Annotated in this window: 15 protein-coding genes; 12 read left to right on the top strand and 3 right to left on the bottom strand. The window is 65.1% G+C overall.

The genetic code is table 11. From position 1 onward, the window contains the following. Window position 1: 1 nt before the first annotated feature. The 7 genes from EBB56_RS05460 to EBB56_RS05430 all read left to right on the top strand — a co-directional run bounded on the left by EBB56_RS05460 (window position 2) and on the right by EBB56_RS05430 (window position 7,064). Window positions 2-913, top strand: a complete 912-nt coding sequence (locus tag EBB56_RS05460) for a 2-hydroxy-3-oxopropionate reductase (protein WP_331281210.1) — start codon at window positions 2-4, stop codon at window positions 911-913. 582 nt (window positions 914-1,495) lie between these two features. Further along, the gene (pyk, locus tag EBB56_RS05455) at window positions 1,496-2,971 is read left to right on the top strand and encodes a pyruvate kinase (protein WP_045994096.1); all 1,476 of its coding nucleotides are present in this window, start codon (window positions 1,496-1,498) and stop codon (window positions 2,969-2,971) included. 162 nt (window positions 2,972-3,133) lie between these two features. Continuing rightward, the gene (locus tag EBB56_RS05450) at window positions 3,134-3,856 is read left to right on the top strand and encodes a GntR family transcriptional regulator (RefSeq protein ID WP_045994095.1); all 723 of its coding nucleotides are present in this window, start codon (window positions 3,134-3,136) and stop codon (window positions 3,854-3,856) included. Window positions 3,857-3,956: 100 nt separating this feature from the next. Next, window positions 3,957-4,718 carry a molybdate ABC transporter substrate-binding protein gene (modA, locus tag EBB56_RS05445; RefSeq protein WP_239452589.1) on the top strand — a complete coding sequence of 254 codons (762 nt, stop codon included), beginning with the start codon at window positions 3,957-3,959 and terminating at the stop codon, window positions 4,716-4,718. 7 nt (window positions 4,719-4,725) lie between these two features. Next, window positions 4,726-5,394 (top strand): molybdate ABC transporter permease subunit, encoded by a 669-nt coding sequence (modB, locus tag EBB56_RS05440; protein ID WP_045994094.1) that lies wholly within the window; start codon window positions 4,726-4,728, stop codon window positions 5,392-5,394. Between the two features lie 2 nt (window positions 5,395-5,396). Continuing rightward, a complete protein-coding gene (locus EBB56_RS05435) occupies window positions 5,397-6,545 on the top strand; it encodes an ABC transporter ATP-binding protein (RefSeq protein WP_108448254.1) in 1,149 nt (382 codons plus the stop codon). 9 nt (window positions 6,546-6,554) lie between these two features. Continuing rightward, complete coding sequence (locus tag EBB56_RS05430; RefSeq protein WP_045994092.1) at window positions 6,555-7,064, top strand: DUF192 domain-containing protein; 510 nt, start codon at window positions 6,555-6,557, stop codon at window positions 7,062-7,064. On the opposite strand, the gene EBB56_RS05425 is transcribed toward EBB56_RS05430, so the two are convergent. Then, the gene (locus EBB56_RS05425; protein WP_045994091.1) at window positions 7,061-7,957 is read right to left on the bottom strand and encodes a DMT family transporter; all 897 of its coding nucleotides are present in this window, start codon (window positions 7,955-7,957) and stop codon (window positions 7,061-7,063) included. The genes EBB56_RS05430 and EBB56_RS05425 overlap by 4 nt on opposite strands. A 414-nt stretch (window positions 7,958-8,371) precedes the next feature. Between EBB56_RS05425 and EBB56_RS05420 the strand changes: the two genes are divergently transcribed. The 3 genes from EBB56_RS05420 (at window position 8,372) to EBB56_RS05410 (ending at window position 11,254) form a co-directional block, all read left to right on the top strand. Next, entirely contained in the window at window positions 8,372-9,403 is a 1,032-nt protein-coding gene (locus tag EBB56_RS05420) for a DctP family TRAP transporter solute-binding subunit (RefSeq protein ID WP_045994090.1), read from the top strand. Between the two features lie 89 nt (window positions 9,404-9,492). Continuing rightward, window positions 9,493-9,969 carry a TRAP transporter small permease gene (locus tag EBB56_RS05415; RefSeq protein ID WP_045994089.1) on the top strand — a complete coding sequence of 159 codons (477 nt, stop codon included), beginning with the start codon at window positions 9,493-9,495 and terminating at the stop codon, window positions 9,967-9,969. Next, the gene (locus tag EBB56_RS05410) at window positions 9,959-11,254 is read left to right on the top strand and encodes a TRAP transporter large permease (RefSeq protein WP_045994088.1); all 1,296 of its coding nucleotides are present in this window, start codon (window positions 9,959-9,961) and stop codon (window positions 11,252-11,254) included. Before EBB56_RS05415 ends, EBB56_RS05410 begins: the two co-directional genes overlap by 11 nt. 76 nt (window positions 11,255-11,330) lie before the next feature. Here the strand turns inward: EBB56_RS05410 and EBB56_RS05405 are convergent, their stop codons facing one another. Beyond that, window positions 11,331-11,858 carry a macro domain-containing protein gene (locus tag EBB56_RS05405; RefSeq protein WP_204248980.1) on the bottom strand — a complete coding sequence of 176 codons (528 nt, stop codon included), beginning with the start codon at window positions 11,856-11,858 and terminating at the stop codon, window positions 11,331-11,333. An 11-nt stretch (window positions 11,859-11,869) separates the two neighbouring features. Beyond that, the gene (locus tag EBB56_RS05400; RefSeq protein ID WP_052704464.1) at window positions 11,870-12,736 is read right to left on the bottom strand and encodes a carbon-nitrogen hydrolase family protein; all 867 of its coding nucleotides are present in this window, start codon (window positions 12,734-12,736) and stop codon (window positions 11,870-11,872) included. Between the two features lie 419 nt (window positions 12,737-13,155). Here EBB56_RS05400 and EBB56_RS05395 point away from each other — a divergent pair, with 419 nt between their 5' ends. Further along, window positions 13,156-14,139 carry a TAXI family TRAP transporter solute-binding subunit gene (locus EBB56_RS05395; protein ID WP_045994086.1) on the top strand — a complete coding sequence of 328 codons (984 nt, stop codon included), beginning with the start codon at window positions 13,156-13,158 and terminating at the stop codon, window positions 14,137-14,139. A gap of 213 nt (window positions 14,140-14,352) precedes the next feature. After that, complete coding sequence (locus EBB56_RS05390) at window positions 14,353-16,947, top strand: TRAP transporter permease (protein WP_045994085.1); 2,595 nt, start codon at window positions 14,353-14,355, stop codon at window positions 16,945-16,947. The last annotated feature ends 4 nt before the right edge of the window (window positions 16,948-16,951 follow it).

Raw genomic sequence — 16,951 nt, 5'->3', positions numbered from 1 at the left:
CCTGAAATATCAGGCAAGGAGAATCACAATGAGCAAGATCGGTTTTATCGGATTGGGCATCATGGGGCGTCCCATGGCGGGACATCTGCTGGATGCCGGGCATGAGCTGGTCAGCGTCAAGCGCGGCAAGCTCGACGCGACCCTGGCGGAAAAGGGGCTCAGTGAGGTCGCAAGCCCCAGGGCCGTGGCCGAGGCCAGCGAGGTGATCATCACCATGGTCCCCGACACCCCGGATGTCGAAGACGTGCTGTTCGGCGAAGACGGCGTGATCGAAGGGCTCAAGCCCGGCACTCTGGTGATCGACATGAGCTCGATCGCGCCCCTGGCGACCCAGGAATTTGCCCGTCGTATTCACGAGGCCGGAGGCGAGTACGTCGACGCGCCGGTATCCGGCGGCGAGGGGGGCGCCATCAATGCCGCCCTGACGATCATGGTGGGCGCCACCGAGGAAGGCTTCAAGCGTGCCTTGCCGCTGTTGGAGGTGATGGGCAAGACCATCACGCATATCGGCGGTCACGGGGCCGGGCAGACCTGCAAGGTGGCCAACCAGATCGTGGTGGCGTTGACCATCGAGGCGGTGTCCGAGGGATTGCTGTTCGCCTCCAAGGCAGGTGCCGACGTGGCCAAGGTGCGTGAGTCGCTGCTGGGTGGTCTGGCCCAGTCGAAGATCCTCGACGTGCACGGCGAGCGGATGATCCAGCGGACCTTCGATCCTGGCTTCCGTATTCGCCTGCATCAGAAGGATCTCAATCTGGCACTGGAAGGAGCACGAGGGCTCAATCTGGCGCTGCCGGGTACCGCCAACGCTCAGCAACTGTTTCAGTCCTGTGCCGCCCTGGGTGGCAGCGACTGGGATCACGCCGGTATCGTGCGTGCCCTCGAGGCCCTGGCCGATCACGAAATCGGGCAGTAGACGGGTTCGAGCCCTCGGGCCGGCAAGGTCCGGGGGCCGGGCAGGGAGATGACTGCTCCCTGAACGGCGGGTGTGAGGTCGTCACTCGTCGGGATCGCGCAGGCGATCCTTGCTCGCCGATGGGCCCCCCCCATTTTTCCCATCGGTGAGCTCTTTTTGCTGACAGGCGACGCTTGATGCCAGGCGATGCTGACCTGAGCCCTCTCTGCCTTTCGTCCTGGGCATCTCTGTCGTATCGACGGAAAGAGGGATTGCGATAGCCTCTTGAGCAAGGCAGCCTTGAACAGGTATCACTGCTGGCGAGCCCCGCTATCACGAAAGTTTTGTAGTTTAATTACAGGCCGCGATCAAATTTTCCTGCGCTGGAATTGGCGTGCTCGAATTCCGTGATGATCCTTGTCTATCATCAGGTTGCGCCTAACCTTGGCGCATTGTATAGGTGGCGGCACCAGCATCTTGGCCTTTAGTGGTGGTCGCTACAGCGATCATTTTGTAGTAAAATTACAGGATTCGGATCTGGATGCCATCGAAGTGGCTTCCACCTATCCTGCTTGCGTCATTTTCGAACCAGTCGAGGACAGCATGAGCCAACTCCCGCATACCCCCGTACGTCGTACCAAGATCGTTGCCACCCTCGGGCCCGCCAGTGATCGTGAAGGGGTCCTGGAGGAGATGCTGCGTGCCGGCGTCGACGTGGTTCGCCTCAATTTTTCCCATGGCAGCGCCGACGACCATCGCCGCCGCCTGAACGAGGTCCGGACCATCGCCGATCGACTCGGTCGCAGTGTGGCCGCGCTGGGGGATCTTCAGGGACCCAAGATCCGCATCGCCCGCTTCGCCGAGGGGGCGGTCAATCTGGAAGAAGGCGCTGACTTCGTCATCGATGTGTCGATGGATTCCCAGGCCGGCGACGCCACTCGGGTCGGCTGCGACTACAAGGAACTGGCCGACGACGTGGCCGGTGGCGACCGTCTGTTGCTGGACGACGGCCGCGTGGTGCTGGACGTGGACCGCGTCGACGGCAGCCAGATCCATACCCGTGTGGTGGTCGGCGGCAAGCTGTCCAACAACAAGGGCATCAACAAGCAGGGCGGTGGCCTGTCGGCGCCGGCACTGACCGACAAGGACAAGGAAGACCTCAAGACCGCCATCGATATCGGCGTCGACTATCTGGCCGTGTCCTTTCCGCGTACCGCCGAGGACATGCTGGAGGCGCGTCGCCTGCTGGGCGAGGCCGGTGCCGAGATCGGCCTGGTCGCCAAGCTCGAGCGCGCCGAGGCGGTGGCCTCCGATGAGACCCTGGATGGCATCATCGAGGCCAGTGAGGCGGTGATGGTGGCGCGTGGTGACCTGGGCGTCGAGATCGGTGACGAGAAGCTGATCGGTACCCAGAAGCGCATCATCAAGCATGCCCGCAGCCATAACCGCGCGGTGATCACCGCCACCCAGATGATGGAGTCGATGATCGAGTCGCCGCTGCCCACCCGGGCCGAGGTGTTCGACGTGGCCAACGCGGTGCTGGACGCTACCGACGCGGTGATGCTGTCGGCCGAGACCGCCGCCGGCGACTACCCGGTGGAAACCATCGAAGCCATGGATCGCGTCTGTCTGGGCGCCGAGCGCGAGCGTATCGCCCAGGAGTCCGGGCACCGCATCCACGAAGGCTTCGAGCGCATCGACGAGACCATCGCGCTGTCGGCGATGTACGCCGCCAACCATCTGGAGGGGGTGGCCGCCATCGCCTGCATGACCTCCACCGGTTATACGCCGCTGATCGCCTCGCGCATCCGCTCGGGCCTGCCGATCGTCGGGCTGGCCCACAACCCCATCGCCCAGCGGCGCATGGCGCTGTATCGCGGGGTCATCTCGCTGCCCTTCGACACCAGCGAAATGTCCGCCTCCGAGCTCAACGACCGCGCCCTGGAGCGTCTGGTCAACCACGGCGTGGCCGTGCCGGGGGACCACGTCATCCTGACCCGCGGCGACCACATGAACGCCCACGGCGGCACCAATACCCTGAAGATCCTGGACGTCAACGACGGTCACGTCGCTGGCTGAACCTTCACTCAGCCCGATGCACAGGTTCCGCGCCCGATCCAATGGATCGGGCGCGGTCGTTGTGGGGTGCCACCACTGGTGTATACATATGATGCGCCGAATGTGGTGCAATGGCAGAAAACGTGAGAAGGTCAAGCTTTCCAAGATGATGGGTAGGCAGCAATGAGCAACGCCTGGCAGCAAGAGGTGCTGGCCGAGATCAAGGCCGGGGGACGCATCAGCGATGGGGATATCGTACGCCAGGTTCGCCGAGCCGTGTTGGCCCAGCGGCTGCCGCCGGGCACTCGACTGCCCGAGGTGACGCTGGGCGAGGTGTTCGGCGTGAGTCGTTCGGTGGTGCGCAAGGCGCTGACGCGTCTGGCCTCCGAGTACGTGGTCGACCAGCGTCCCAATCAGGTGGCGCGGGTGCGCTCACCGGACGTCGACGAAACCCGCCAGACCTTTGCCGCCCGGCGTCTGGTGGAAGGTGAGCTGGCGGCGCTGACCGCCGGCACGCTGCCATCGACGGTACTGCTGCAGATCGAGGATCGTGCCGACCGTGAGCGTCAGGCCTTTCTCGCCAATGATGAGCCTTCACGCATCGAACATTCCCTGGCGATCCACCACCTGCTGGCGGAGCATTCTCCCAACCGGGTGCTGGGCACCATGCTCACCGACCTGATCCTGCGCACCTCGATCGTCATCGCGCTGTACAAGCGCCAGGGGCTCGGTAGCTGCTATCTCGAGGGCGATCACCACCGTCTGCTCGAGCACCTGCGCAGTGGCGACGCCGCAGCCAGTCGCAACGACATCGAGCATCACCTCGACAGCCTGATGGGCCTTCTCGACCTGGGACCACGGGACAGCCGTATCGACCTCAAGTCGATCCTGGGCGGCGAGGGTTGAGGCGAGACTCCTTTCTTCCTGATTGCCGCCGCGAGCCGTGTTGATCATGCGTTTTCCCTTGTCGATCCTTCTCCTTGGACTGTCTCTCGGACTTGCACCGATGTCCGCCGTGGCCGACCGGGTTCACGTCGCGGCGGCGTCTTCGCTACAGCTCGCGATGCCCTCCTTGATCGAGCGCTTCAAGACGAGCGACAGCGACGCCAGCAAGGATGGCGACATCGACCTCAGCGTCACCTTCGGCGCCTCGGGCAATCTTCAGCGCCAGATCGAACAGGGGGCGCCCTTCGCGTTGTTTCTGTCGGCGGACGAGCGCCGCGCCCGGGACCTCGAGCAGGCCGAGCTTACCCAGGGCGAGGGCGTCGACTATGCCCAGGGCCGGCTGGTCTGGCTGCAGCGTGACGGCCGACCGCTACCGCCGCAGGACGCACCGCTTGAGGCGGTGCGCGAGGCGGTCGCAGGGCTTGAGCAGGGAGGCCCTGCGCGGCGTATCGCCCTGGCCAACCCGCGCCACGCCCCTTATGGCATGGCCGCCCGCGAGGTGCTCGAGCGCCAAGGGCTGTGGCAGGCAAGTGAACCCCTGCAACTGTTGGGTGAAAACGTCGCCCAGGCCGCCCAGTTCGCGCTGTCCGCCGAGGCCTCCGGTGGCCTGGTCGCCTATTCCCTGGTCAAGGCGCCACGCCTGGCCGAGCGCGCTGCCTGGCGGCTGATCCCCGCAGACTGGCATCGACCCCTGGTACAGCGCATGGTGCTGCTCGAAGGGGCGGGCGCCGGCGCCGAGGCCTTCTTTGACTTCTTGCAGACGCCCGAGGCGCAGGAGATTCTGCGGGATTATGGTTTCACTGCGCCCGTGACCGGCGAGTAGCCGCTTTATGGACGCTCTGGCGCTGGTCGTCTCGCTCAAGCTGGCCTTGCTGACCAGTCTCTTGTTGTTGGCACCGGGTATCTGGCTAGGGCGGCGCCTGGCCCACAGCCGGTCACGCTGGCGGCCGCTGGCGGAATCCCTGGTGGCACTGCCGCTGGTGATGCCGCCCACCGTCATGGGCTTCTACCTGATGCTCGCCTTCAGTGCCGACGCCCCGCTGGGCGGCGCCTGGCAGGCGCTGACCGGCACCAGCCTGAATTTCTCCTTCAGCGGCATCCTGCTGGCCTCGCTGGTGGTCAACATCCCCTTCGCGGTACAGCCGATCCAGCGTGCCTTCGAGGCCTTGCCGGACCACCTGCGTGAGGCCGCCTGGTGCAGTGGGCTATCGACCTGGCGCACTTTTATGACCATCGAATTGCCGCTGGTGATGCCTGGCGTCATCTCGGCGCTGGCGTTGACCTTTGCCCACACCCTGGGGGAGTTCGGCGTCATCCTGATGGTCGGCGGGGCCATCGATGGCGAGACCCGCACCCTGGCGATTTCCATCTACGACCACGTCCAGGCCTTCGACGAGGGGGCCGCCGGGGTGATGTCAGCGCTGCTGCTGGTGGTCTCCTTCGTGACCATTGCGGTGGTCTACGGGCTGGCGGCGCGCCGCCGCTGGCGGGGGCGTTGAGCATGCACCATCACCAGGATGTCCATACGGGACTCGACGTCGACCTGGCCCAGCCCGGGCCGATCCCGCTCGAGGCGCAGTTCGCCTGCCGTCCCGGGGAGTTGCTGGCGCTGGTCGGACCTTCGGGCAGCGGCAAGTCGACCCTGCTGCGCGCCATCGCGGGGCTCTATGCTCCCGCCTCGGGGACGGTGCACTGTGGCGGTGAGCGGTGGTTTGACGCCGAACAGGGGGTCGTGTGGTCGCCGCAGCGGCGCAGGGTGGGGCTGGTGTTTCAGGACTATGCGCTGTTTCCTCATCTCGACGCCGCCGACAATATCGCCACCGCCCTGGGCCACCTGCCGCGGCGTGAACGTCGCCTGCGAGCCGCGCACTGGCTAGAGCGAGTCAACCTCGAAGGGCTGGAGCGGCGCCTGCCGCGAGAGCTGTCCGGCGGCCAGCGTCAGCGGGTGGCCTTGGCCAGGGCGCTGGCCAGGGAGCCACAGGTGCTGCTGCTCGACGAACCCTTCTCGGCGGTGGACCAGGTGACGCGCCGTCGGCTTCAGCGTGAGCTGGTGCAGTTGCGCGAACGCCTCAATATCCCCATCGTGCTGGTCACCCACGACCTCAACGAGGCCAGCGCCCTGGCCGATCGCCTGTGCGTGCTGCATGGCGGCCGGACCCTGCAGCAGGGCACCCCGAGCGAGCTGTTCCGGCGCCCCGACAGTCCCGAGGTGGCGCGCCTGCTGGACCGGCCGAACATCTTCAGCGGGCGAGTGGTCGATACCGCCCAGGGACTGCGCCTTGGCTGGGGCGAGTGGTGTCTTGAGGTGGCCGCAGGCCTCGAGGGACTCGGCGAGGGAGCCAGGGTGACCTGGTACCTGCCGGAATCCGATATCGTGCTGCAGCGCCGCGACCGGCCCTCCCGCGGGGTGCGGGAAAACCTGGTCACCGCGCGGGTAGACGAGCTGCTGGTGCTGGGCGGACAGAGTTCCGTGACCCTGAGGGTGCCTCACGAAAGCCAGCCCCTGCGCTTTGATATCTCGACCCACGCCGCCAGGCGCAATGGACTCGAGCAGGGTGCCTGGGTCAATGTCTCGTTGCTGGCTGCTGGCATCCACCTGATGCAAGCGGATAAGCTGCCTGCCTTGCCTGCCGATGACCATCCTGACTGAGAGGCCTCCATGACCCTGACTCGCCGTCGATTCCTCAGCTCCCTGGCGCTCGCGCCGGTGGCGTTTTCTACTCCCTTTCTGGCGACGTCGGCCTTTGCCGCCGCCGACAGGGAAGAGGTAACCCTGGTGGTCCATGGATCCCAGGGGCCGAGTCGTCTGACGGTCGAGGTGGCCGACGAGGCGGCGGAGCGCAACCGTGGGCTGATGGGGCGCGAGCGACTGGCCGATGACGCCGGCATGCTGTTTCTCTACGCCAGTCCCCAGGGGGTGCATAACGGCTTCTGGATGTATCAGACCCTGCTGGCGCTGGATATCGCCTTTATCGGTGCCGACGGACGCATCCAGGAGATTCGTCGCATGGAGCCCTGCCAGGGCGAGGCCCAGGAATGTCCGACCACCCGCCCGGCGTCGCGCTACCACGCTGCCCTGGAGGTCAAGGCCGGGACGTTCGAGGCGCTGGGCGTCGGTCCCGGCGACTGTGTCAGCTGGCCGGGCAGCAGCGAGAGCTGCAGCGGCTAGGGGTCCTTGCTGGGGGCGGTGGGTACCGGCGGGGTGGCGGGAGCACGACGAGGCCCGAAGCGGATGACGATCAGCGCCACCCCGGCGACCACCATGCCACCACCGCCCAGCTTGTAGGCGTTGACGCTGTCACCCAGCAGCACGATGCCGAGGATCACCGCCAGCACCGGCACCAGCAGCGTCAGCGGTACCACCCGGTTGACGTCGTGGCGCCGGATCAAGCCAAACCAGATGCCGTAGGCCAGGATCGAGGACATCAGGGCGGTGTAGAGCACCGCCCCCCATCCCGCAAGGCCAGCATCCTGCAGCGCCTGCCAGTGGTTGTCCTCGAACCACCAGGAGGCCAGCGCCAGCTGTGGGGTGGCGAACAGCGCGATCCAGCCGGCCATCGCCATCGGCGAGACCTTGGGCCCGAGCTTGATCAATAGCTGGGATACCGCCCAGCCCAGGGCGCTGGCCAGCAGCAGTGCGGTAGGCAGCGGCGCCGGCAGGGTCGGCCCTCCGGCCAGCACGCCGATGCCACCGAACGACAGCAACAGTCCCACCAGGCGTTTTGCGCCGAGCCGCTCCCTGAGAAAGATCACCGCCAGCAGGGTGGCGAAGGGCGTACCCATCTGCACCAGCAAGGCACCGGTACCCGCCTCGGCCTGGCCGAGCCCGATGATCAGCAGGGCGAAGTTCATCACCCCGAAGGTCACCGACAGCAGTGCCAGGAAGGGCAGCTGATGGCGCGCCACCGGATGAAAGGGCACCAGCAGCGCGGCCACCAGTGCCAGGCGCAGGGTAGTCAGGAGCAAGGGCGGCATGTCTGACACGCCAAGCTTGATGACGATGATATTCAACGCCCAGATGGCGATGACCAGGAGGCCGAGGAGGAGGTCGCGTAGGGGCACCGGTCGTCCTTGATGGGTAAAACGAGCAGCATAGCAGAGCCCCTGGGCCGGTCCGAGGGGCGCCTTCGTTCGACTGCCTTGTTCACCGCGTCATGCTAGCACCCCCTTCGCAGACGTTTGGTGTCCACGCTCTCACAAGCTCCAGCCGTGCAGCCCTCGCACGAACGACATGGCGAGGACATCTGAGCGTGCGTGTCCGAAGGCCGACGGGCCTTTCGCGCATCGCGCGGCACTTGTCGCGGATTACCGTTTGCAGGCATATTGAAAAGTCGACAAGATCAATACGTTTCTCCCTTAATCACCACACTCGACCCCCAGCCTTTGCCAGGCTAGATCCGGCTTCTGATGCAGCGCTTGTGTCAGGTACCGCTCAGCGTTGGCCTGGCCAAGGGGGCATCAATGCAAGGACACGTCATGACATCTCTGTTCGGCTCGCGCTCGCCGTCTCGTTTCTCTCTCACCCTGGTCGGTGCGGCCATCGCCCTTGGCTCGCTGGCCGCCTCGGCGGACGTCGAAGCGCGGGAACTCAAGGTCTCCACGGTGCTTTCCGATGCCTTCCCCTGGGGCCAGGCCGCTCAGAAGTGGGCTGACCTGGTCGAGGAGCGTTCCGACGGCGAGCTGACGCTCAGGGTCTTTCCCAATTCCCAGCTGGTCAGCGGTGACCAGACCCGGGAGTTCTCGGCGATGCGCTCGGGGCTGATCGACCTGGCGGTGGGCTCGACCATCAACTGGTCGCCCCAGGTGCCGGAACTCAATCTGTTCTCCTTGCCCTTCCTGATGCCGGACGAGAGCGCGGTGGACGCGATCACCGAAGGTGAGGCCGGCGAGCTGGTGTTCCAGGCGATCGAGTCGCGGGGCGTGGTGCCGCTGGCCTGGGGCGAGAACGGCTTCCGCCAGCTGTCCAATTCCCAGGGCGTGATCGACGAGCCGGCGGACCTGGAAGGCCTGAAGATCCGGGTGGTGGGGTCGCCGCTGTTCCAGGACACCTTCAGCGCACTGGGCGCCAACCCGACCCAGATGAGCTGGGCCGACGCCAAGCCGGCGCTGACCACCGGCGCGGTGGATGGCCAGGAGAACCCGCTGTCGGTGTTCGACGTGGCGCGTATCGACCAGGTCGGCCAGGAGCACGTAACGCTGTGGAACTACATGAACGATCCGCTGATCTTCGCCGCCAACCAGCAGGTCTGGAGCACCCTGTCCGATGACGAGAAGGCGTTGCTGCGTGAGACCGCGGTCGAAGCCGGCGCCTGGGAGATCGCCATGACCCGCGAGCAGGAGAGCGAGCGCCTGGCGGCCATTCAGGAGCGTGGTGTGACCGTCACCGACTTGAACGAGGAGCAGCACGAGGCGTTCGTCGCGGCGACCGAAGGGGTTTACGAGAAGTGGGTACCGCGCATCGGCGAGGACCTGGTCGAGGCCGCCCGAAGCGCCATCGACGCGCGCTGAGCAACCGCTCTGACGCGGCGGTAAACCTTGTGCCGACCCTCATGATCGAGGGTCGGCGTTGATTGACTCCCTACCGACGCCCTTTCTCGATGAAACGTCCTGATGCACGAATCGAGCGCACCCTGGCCACCCTGGCGATCCTGATCATCGGTGCGATCAGCCTGGTCAATGTGGTGGTGCGCTACATCACCGGTGGTTCCTTTGCGTTCACCGAAGAGTTTTCTGTCTTTCTGCTGGTCATGTTGACCTTCGCCGGTGCCTCGGTGGCTCTGCGAAGCCATCGCCATATCCGTATCGGCCTGCTGGAGCGGGCGCTGCCGCCGCTTGGCTATCGCCTGCTGGTGATCTTCCAGGGCTTGTGCGGGCTGCTGGTGCTGGGCCTGATCACCTGGTTCGGTGCGCTCATGACCTGGCAGGAGTACCAGTGGCAGTCGTTGTCGCCCGGACTTGGGCTGCCCCAGTGGTGGTACCTGATCTGGCTGCCGCTATTGTCGGGGCTGATGTTCCTCCGCCAGTGCCAGGCGAGCCTGGAGCGACTGCGCGGAGGTGCTCACGATGACGCCTGATGTATGGATGCTGATCGCCTTTCTGGTGCTGCTGATCGCCGGCGTGCCGGTGGCCTTTTCGCTGGGCCTGTCCGGCGCCGTGGGCATCGTCACCGGGCTGTCGCCGGCGATGCTGGCGACCCTTGGCACCAATACCTACAACAGCGTGGCCAAGTATCCGCTGATCGCCATTCCGCTATTTATCCTGACCGGGCTGATCTTCGAGCGGGCGGGGGTCGCGGCACGCCTGGTGCGCTTCGCCCAGGCGCTGATCGGGCCTCGCCATGGTGGCCTCGCGGTGGTCGCGGTGGTGGTGTGCATGATCATGGGGGGCATGAGCGGCTCCGGCCCCGCCGACGCCGCCGCGGTGGCGATGGTGATGCTGCCGAGCATGACCCGCGCGGGCTATCCGCGGCCCTTCTCGGCGACCCTGATCGCTTCCTCGGCGTCTACCGCCATCCTGATCCCGCCTTCGGTGGCCTTGATCCTGTACTCCATCGTGGTGCCGGGAGTGGATCTGCGGGCGCTGTTCGCCGCCGGACTCTTTCCCGGGGTGCTGGCCGGCGCTTCGCTGCTGATTCCGGCGTTGTGGCTGTCCCGGCGCTATGGTTGGGAAGACCCTGCCGAGATGGAGCGCCCACCCATCGGCAAGAGCTTCCGCGAGGCGCTGCCGGCGCTGTTCGCGCCGGTGATCATACTCGGCGGTCTGCGCAGTGGCCTGTTCACGCCCACCGAGGCGGCGGTGGTCGCCGTGGCCTACGGCATCCTGGTCGGCCTGGTGCTGACCCGTGAGCTGTCGCTCAAGGACCTGTGGGGGCTGATGGGCGAGGCGGCGGTGGTGTCCGGGGTGGTCATGCTGATCATCGCCCTGGCGGGCATCTTCGCCTGGTCCGGGACCATGCTCGGCACCTTCCGTCACCTGGCAGAGTGGGTCATCGGGCTATCCGACAACGGCACCTTGCTGCTGCTGTTGATCATGCTGGCGGTGCTGGCCGCGGGCATGCTGCTGGACGCCATCTCGATCTACCTGATCATGATGCCGATCCTGATCCCGGTGATGCAGCACTTCGGCTGGAATCCGGTGTGGTTCGGCATCCTGCTGGCCATGAACATCGCCATCGGCCAGTTTACTCCGCCGGTGGCGGTCAACCTGATGGTGACCACCGAGGTCGCCAAGGTCAGGCTGGAGCAGACCCTGGGCTGGGCCATGGTGTTCGTGGCGGCGATGGCCTCGGCGCTGGCATTGGTGGTGATCTTCCCGGAGATCGCGCTGTGGCTGCCTCGGGTGCTGGGTTACAACGTCTAGGCCGCCTGGGGCAGTACCCTGGGCAGTGGGGGCACAAGGCGCGAGCATGGCTCGCGCCTTGTTGTGTTCATGGTCTTCAGTCGTTGTCGGTCAGCGTCTCGAGCCAGCGTTGATGGACGTCTCGGCTGGCCTCGTCGAACAGCACGAAGCGTACCAGTTCGATATCGGGGCAGGCGGGCAGGGTGGTCAGGACCGTGGACACGGCAATTTCCGCCGCCTCGTTCAGCGGGTAGCCGAATACGCCGGTGGACAGTGCCGGGAACGCCACTCGACGGATGCCTTGCTGCTGGGCCAGGCCCAGCGCCTCTCGGTAGCAGCCGGCGAGCAGTTCGGCGCTCGGTTCGTCGACGCCGTAGACCGGGCCGAGGCAGTGGATCACCCAGGCGTTGGGCAGCGCAAAGCCTTCGGTGATGACCGCCTGGCCGGGGCGAATCGGTGCCAGCGGCCGCCCGGCCTGGGCCAGCTCCGGGCCGGCGGCACGGTGAAGGGCGCCGGCCACACCGCCGCCGCTTTCCAGCTGGGCGTTGGCTGCGTTGACCACCGCCTCGACGTCGGCCTGGCGGGCGATGTCACCGGTAATGCATTCGATCAAGGGATAGTCCATGGAGACTCCTGTCATTGGCTTGCGGTGGTAACCGTCGGTGACGGTAGCGGCCCTGTGGCCAGCCGGTCGATGTCCTGACGGCGGTCGCCCGCCAGTGGAAGCCGCTTCCTGGCACGCTCCAGGGTGTCGCGCTCGAGCTGCCAGCTGACCAACGCTTCCTCTTCGCCCAGAACCTCTGGCGACGCCTCGGGGGTGACCAGTGGCGGACACAACAGCGAGTGCCCCCAGCCGTTACCGGCCCGGTTGAGGCTTAGCCAGTAGCATTGGTTTTCCATCGCCCGGGTGATGACGAAGCTGTGCCAGCTGGTGAAGGAGAAGTCCCGAGTGAAGGCCACCGGGTGGATCATGAGGTCGACGCCCAACCGGCGGTAGCGGGCGGCCAGCTCACCGAACCTGAGGTCGTAGCAGATCATGAAGCCGACGCGCCAGCCGGCGATATCCAGCGTCACCAGGCGCTCGCCCGGGCTGAAGTGGGCCGCCTCGGCGCTGGCGCCGAACTGGGCGCAGTGCAGCTTGTCGTAGGCTCCCGCCAGTTGCCCCTCGGCGTCGACGACCACCTGGCTGATATGGCGCCAGAGGGAGCCGTCGGCCCGGCGTGATCTGCGCGCCACGCCGAAGGCGATCGGGCACCTGAGTTCCCGGGCCAGCGCGCAATAGTGTGCTGTCACAGGCCCTTGCAGGTCGTCATCGAGTTCATCCATCGCCTCGAAGGCCTGCTCGCCGTACTCCTGGGACGACAGCTCCGGCAGCACGATCAGCTGTGGGCGTTGCTGCGACGCGGCAGTGCGCAGGCGCCCGGCCAGGGCGTCCAGGTGGTCGCGCTGGTCGAGCCGATTGCGGGTCGCCGGGATTGTGGTCTGGCAAGCCAGCAGGCGCATGGATTCCTCGCAGTTGGCGAAAGAGGCAGGGTAACCCGAATCGACAGCGCGACGACATGGGCGGCAGTCGATTGCGTCAGCGGTGCCAAGGGCTATGCTCACGGTAGACCGACGACGCTCGATTTCCGCTCCGCGAGTGTCAGTGGTCGAGCGCCTTAAGTCCTCGTTGTGTACCTGGCCATCGTTGCAGGCCGACGGGGAGGGAAGGGATATTTCTCCACGCCCTGAGGGGCGTGCAGAAAAAATTAACGCCCACTAAACGTTAGCGGTAGCTAAACTCTCGTTTTACAATGATTCGGCCTGGTCTCTCCAGGTGAATTTATCGCAAAAGGAATGACTGGTGGATCTTTTGCCGGCCCAGGAGGGGCAAGGCACGAGTCCATGCCGTCAACGTCGACAATACCAAAAGAGGTGTGACCATGAAGCGCCATGCTTTCTCCGCCGCTGCACTGTCCAGCGCCATTCTCGGAGCCGCCATGTTCACGTCCCCGGCCATGGCCCAGGACGAAGAACAGTTCATCACCATCGGCACCGGGGGTCAGACCGGCGTGTATTACGTCGTTGGCCAGTCTGTCTGCCGCTTTGTGAATCGCAACAGCGAAGAGACCGGCATCCGCTGTAACGCGCCGTCCACCGGTGGCTCCGTGGCCAACGTCAATGGTATTCGCAGTGGCGAGCTGACCATGGGTGTCGCCCAGTCTGATGTGCAGTATCAGGCCTATAACGGTACCGGCAACTTCGAGGGCGAAGCCTACGAAGACCTGCGTGCCGTGTTCAAGGTGCATGGCGAGCCGCTGACCATCCTGGCCCGTGCCGACGCCGACATCGAGAGCCTCGATGACCTGGCCGGCAAGCGCGTCAACATCGGTAACCCGGGTTCCGGCCAGCGCAACACCATGGAAGTGGTGATGGACGCCAAGGGCTGGACCGAAGACACCTTCTCGCTGGCCTCGCAGCTCGACGCAGCCGAGATGGCATCTGCCCTGTCGGACAACAACATCGACGCCATGGCCTACGTCGTCGGCCACCCCAATGGTTCCATCCAGGAAGCCACCACCACCGTCGACGCCAAGCTGGTGCCGCTCAACGACGACGCCATCAAGGGCCTGGTCGAGGAGTATCCGTACTACTCCATGTCCACCATTCCAGGCGGTCTGTACAAGGGCAACCCGGATGACGTCGAGACCTTCGGTGTCGCCGCGACCTTCGTGACCAGCGCCGAGGCCGACGACGAGCTGGTCTACCAGACCGTCAAGGCAGTGTTCGACAACTTCGATCGCTTCAAGCGTCTGCACCCGGCCTTCGAAAACCTGGATCCGCAGGACATGGTATCCAACGGTCTGTCCGCACCGCTGCATGAAGGTGCCGCTCGTTACTATCGCGAGCAGGGCTGGATCGAGTAAGGGTTCTTCCCCTCTCGGGGGAATAGCCAGCTAATCTCTGCGCGGTCGGCCGTTGGGCGGCCGCGCAGTGCGTTGTGGCCCGTCGATGGATCGACACCGGACGTTCGGTAGAGACCAGACAGCGCCAGCACGACTGGCCCGCGAAAGCGGGCATTCGGGGATGGAGGCGAAGCCCTCCATCATGACGATTCCTCTTCCAGGCAGGGCACGCTTATGACTGAGGACAACAAGAGATCCACGCAGTCCGAAGTGGATCTCGAGGACATGGTCGCCTCCAGCGACTCCGGTTCGCGCAACCCCTTGGGTGCGCCCGGCAAGCTGCTGGTAGGCGTTGCGGCGGCATGGTCGCTGTTCCAGCTATGGATTGCTTCGCCGTTGCCGTTCATGGCCGGCGTCGGCGTCTTCAACGCCACCGAAGCGCGCTCTATTCACCTGGCCTTTGCATTGTTTCTGGCCTTCATGGCCTACCCCGCGACCAAGCGCTCGCCGCGGGACCGCATTCCTCTTCAGGATTGGGTGCTGGCGATTCTGGCCGCTTCCGCCGGGGCTTACATGTTCGTGTTCTACGAACAGCTGGCTGACCGTCCTGGCGCACCCATCCTGCAGGACGTCATCGTCGGTGTGACCGGCCTGATTCTGCTGCTCGAGGCAACACGGCGGGCGCTCGGGCCGCCGCTGATGATCATCGCCTCGATCTTTATCTTCTATTCGCTGGCGGGGCCCTGGATGCCGGGTATCCTCGCTCACCGTGGCGTCAGCCTTTACGGCCTGGTCAATCACCAGTGGCTGACCACCCAGGGTGTGTTTGGTATCGCCTTGGGCGTTTCGACCAGTTTCGTCTTCCTGTTTGTGCTGTTCGGCGCGCTGCTCGACAAGGCAGGTGCCGGCAACTACTTCATCAAGGTCGCCTTCTCGTTGCTGGGCCACTACAAGGGCGGGCCCGCCAAGGCCGCCGTGGTGGCCTCCGGCATGACCGGCCTGATCTCCGGCTCGTCCATCGCCAATACCGTGACTACCGGTACCTTCACCATTCCGATGATGAAGCGTGTCGGCTTCTCCTCGGAGAAGGCCGGTGCGGTGGAGGTGTCCTCCTCGGTCAATGGCCAGATCATGCCGCCGGTGATGGGCGCCGCCGCCTTCCTGATGGTGGAGTACGTCGGCATTTCCTACGTGGAGGTGATCAAGCACGCCTTCCTGCCGGCGCTGATTTCCTATATCGCGTTGATCTACATCGTTCACCTCGAGGCGCTCAAGGCCAACATGGAGGGGCTGGAAAGCTCCAACCCGCCCAAGCCGCTGGTACGCAAGGTGATCGGCTTCCTCGGTGGTCTGCTGCTGATGATGGTGGTGGCGCTGGGTGTCTACTACGGCCTGGGCTGGCTCAAGCCGGTACTGGGTGATGCGACTCCCTGGGTGGTGGCCGTGGCGCTCTCGGTGGTCTACGTGGCGCTGTTGAAGCTGGGTGCAAACTATCCCGAGCTCGAGCTCGATGATCCCAACGAGCCTATCTACAAGCTGCCCCAGACCCGACCCACGGTGCTGGTAGGCCTGCAGTACATCCTGCCGGTGATCGTGCTGATCTGGTGTCTGATGGTGGAGCGCCTGTCACCGGGACTGTCCGCCTTCTGGGCGACGGTGTTCATGATCTTCATCATGCTGACCCAGCGCCCGATCATGCACGCCTTCCGTGGGCGGGGTGATCTTGGCAAGGATCTGCGCGAAGGCTGTCTGGACCTGTGGACGGGGCTGGTGACCGGCGCGCGCAACATGATCGGTATCGGTATCGCCACCGCCACCGCCGGCATCATCGTGGGTGCGGTCTCCCAGACCGGTGTCGGCCTGGTGCTCGCGGACGTGGTCGAGATCCTGTCCATGGGCAACCTGATGCTGATTCTGTTCTTCACCGCCATTCTCAGCCTGATCCTGGGCATGGGGCTGCCGACCACCGCCAACTACATCGTGGTGTCGGCGCTGCTGGCTCCGGTGATCGTGCAACTGGGTGAGCAGAATGGTCTGCTGGTACCGCTGATCGCGGTGCACCTGTTCGTGTTCTACTTTGGCATCATGGCCGACGTCACGCCGCCGGTGGGCCTTGCCTCCTTTGCCGCCGCGGCGGTTTCTGGAGGGGATCCGATCCGCACCGGCTTCCAGGCGTTCTACTACAGCCTGCGTACCGCCGCGTTGCCGTTCCTGTTCATCTTCAACACCGACCTGCTGCTGATCGATGTGGCGCCCTTGCAGGGCGTATTGATCTTCGTGGTGGCGACCATCGCCATGCTGATCTTCGCCGCGGCGACCCAGGGCTACATGATCACCCGCAATCGCTGGTACGAGAGCATCCTGCTGCTGCTGGTGGCCTTCACCCTGTTCCGCCCGGGCTTCTGGATGGACATCATCCATGATCCTTATCGCAGTGTGCCGCCGTCCGAGTTCGTCGAGGCCTACGGCAACGTGGACGAGGACAGCACCCTGCGTCTGCAGGTCAAGGGCGAGGACGCCTTCGGCGATCCGCTGACGACCTACATGACGCTGCCGGTGGCAGACGGCGAGACCGGTGAGGATCGCCTGCTCAATCTCGGTCTGGAATTGATCGTCGAGGACGGTCGCGCCATCGTCGACATGGTGACCTATGGCAGTCAGGCTGCGGATCTCGGCTTCGACTTCGATCAGGAGATCGTCGAGATTCAGGCACCGGTGGACCGCTGGCCGAAAGAGCTGATGTGGATTCCGGCGCTGCTGCTGTTCGCCCTGATCGTGTTGGCACAACGCCGTCGCCGGCCCCCTGAAACCACTGAGGCCACGGCCTGAGGAG

Source organism: Halomonas sp. YLB-10 (genome assembly GCF_003856855.1).
Classification (GTDB): domain Bacteria; phylum Pseudomonadota; class Gammaproteobacteria; order Pseudomonadales; family Halomonadaceae; genus Halomonas; species Halomonas litopenaei.
The sequence above is the reverse complement of the archived record's forward strand: the minus strand, read 5'-3'. Positions and strand labels throughout refer to the sequence as shown.

Excerpts from the sequence above, each read along its gene's own strand:
- EBB56_RS05410 (WP_045994088.1), top strand. The coding sequence starts at position 9,959 with ATGACGCCTGATGTATGGATGCTGATCGCCTTTCTGGTGCTGCTGATC.
- EBB56_RS05405 (WP_204248980.1), bottom strand. The coding sequence starts at position 11,858 with ATGGACTATCCCTTGATCGAATGCATTACCGGTGACATCGCCCGCCAG.
- modA (WP_239452589.1), top strand. The coding sequence starts at position 3,957 with ATGTCCGCCGTGGCCGACCGGGTTCACGTCGCGGCGGCGTCTTCGCTA.
- EBB56_RS05420 (WP_045994090.1), top strand. The coding sequence starts at position 8,372 with ATGACATCTCTGTTCGGCTCGCGCTCGCCGTCTCGTTTCTCTCTCACC.
- EBB56_RS05435 (WP_108448254.1), top strand. The coding sequence starts at position 5,397 with ATGCACCATCACCAGGATGTCCATACGGGACTCGACGTCGACCTGGCC.
- EBB56_RS05390 (WP_045994085.1), top strand. The coding sequence starts at position 14,353 with ATGACTGAGGACAACAAGAGATCCACGCAGTCCGAAGTGGATCTCGAG.
- EBB56_RS05430 (WP_045994092.1), top strand. The coding sequence starts at position 6,555 with ATGACCCTGACTCGCCGTCGATTCCTCAGCTCCCTGGCGCTCGCGCCG.
- pyk (WP_045994096.1), top strand. The coding sequence starts at position 1,496 with ATGAGCCAACTCCCGCATACCCCCGTACGTCGTACCAAGATCGTTGCC.
- EBB56_RS05415 (WP_045994089.1), top strand. The coding sequence starts at position 9,493 with ATGAAACGTCCTGATGCACGAATCGAGCGCACCCTGGCCACCCTGGCG.
- EBB56_RS05400 (WP_052704464.1), bottom strand. The coding sequence starts at position 12,736 with ATGCGCCTGCTGGCTTGCCAGACCACAATCCCGGCGACCCGCAATCGG.
- modB (WP_045994094.1), top strand. The coding sequence starts at position 4,726 with ATGGACGCTCTGGCGCTGGTCGTCTCGCTCAAGCTGGCCTTGCTGACC.
- EBB56_RS05450 (WP_045994095.1), top strand. The coding sequence starts at position 3,134 with ATGAGCAACGCCTGGCAGCAAGAGGTGCTGGCCGAGATCAAGGCCGGG.
- EBB56_RS05395 (WP_045994086.1), top strand. The coding sequence starts at position 13,156 with ATGAAGCGCCATGCTTTCTCCGCCGCTGCACTGTCCAGCGCCATTCTC.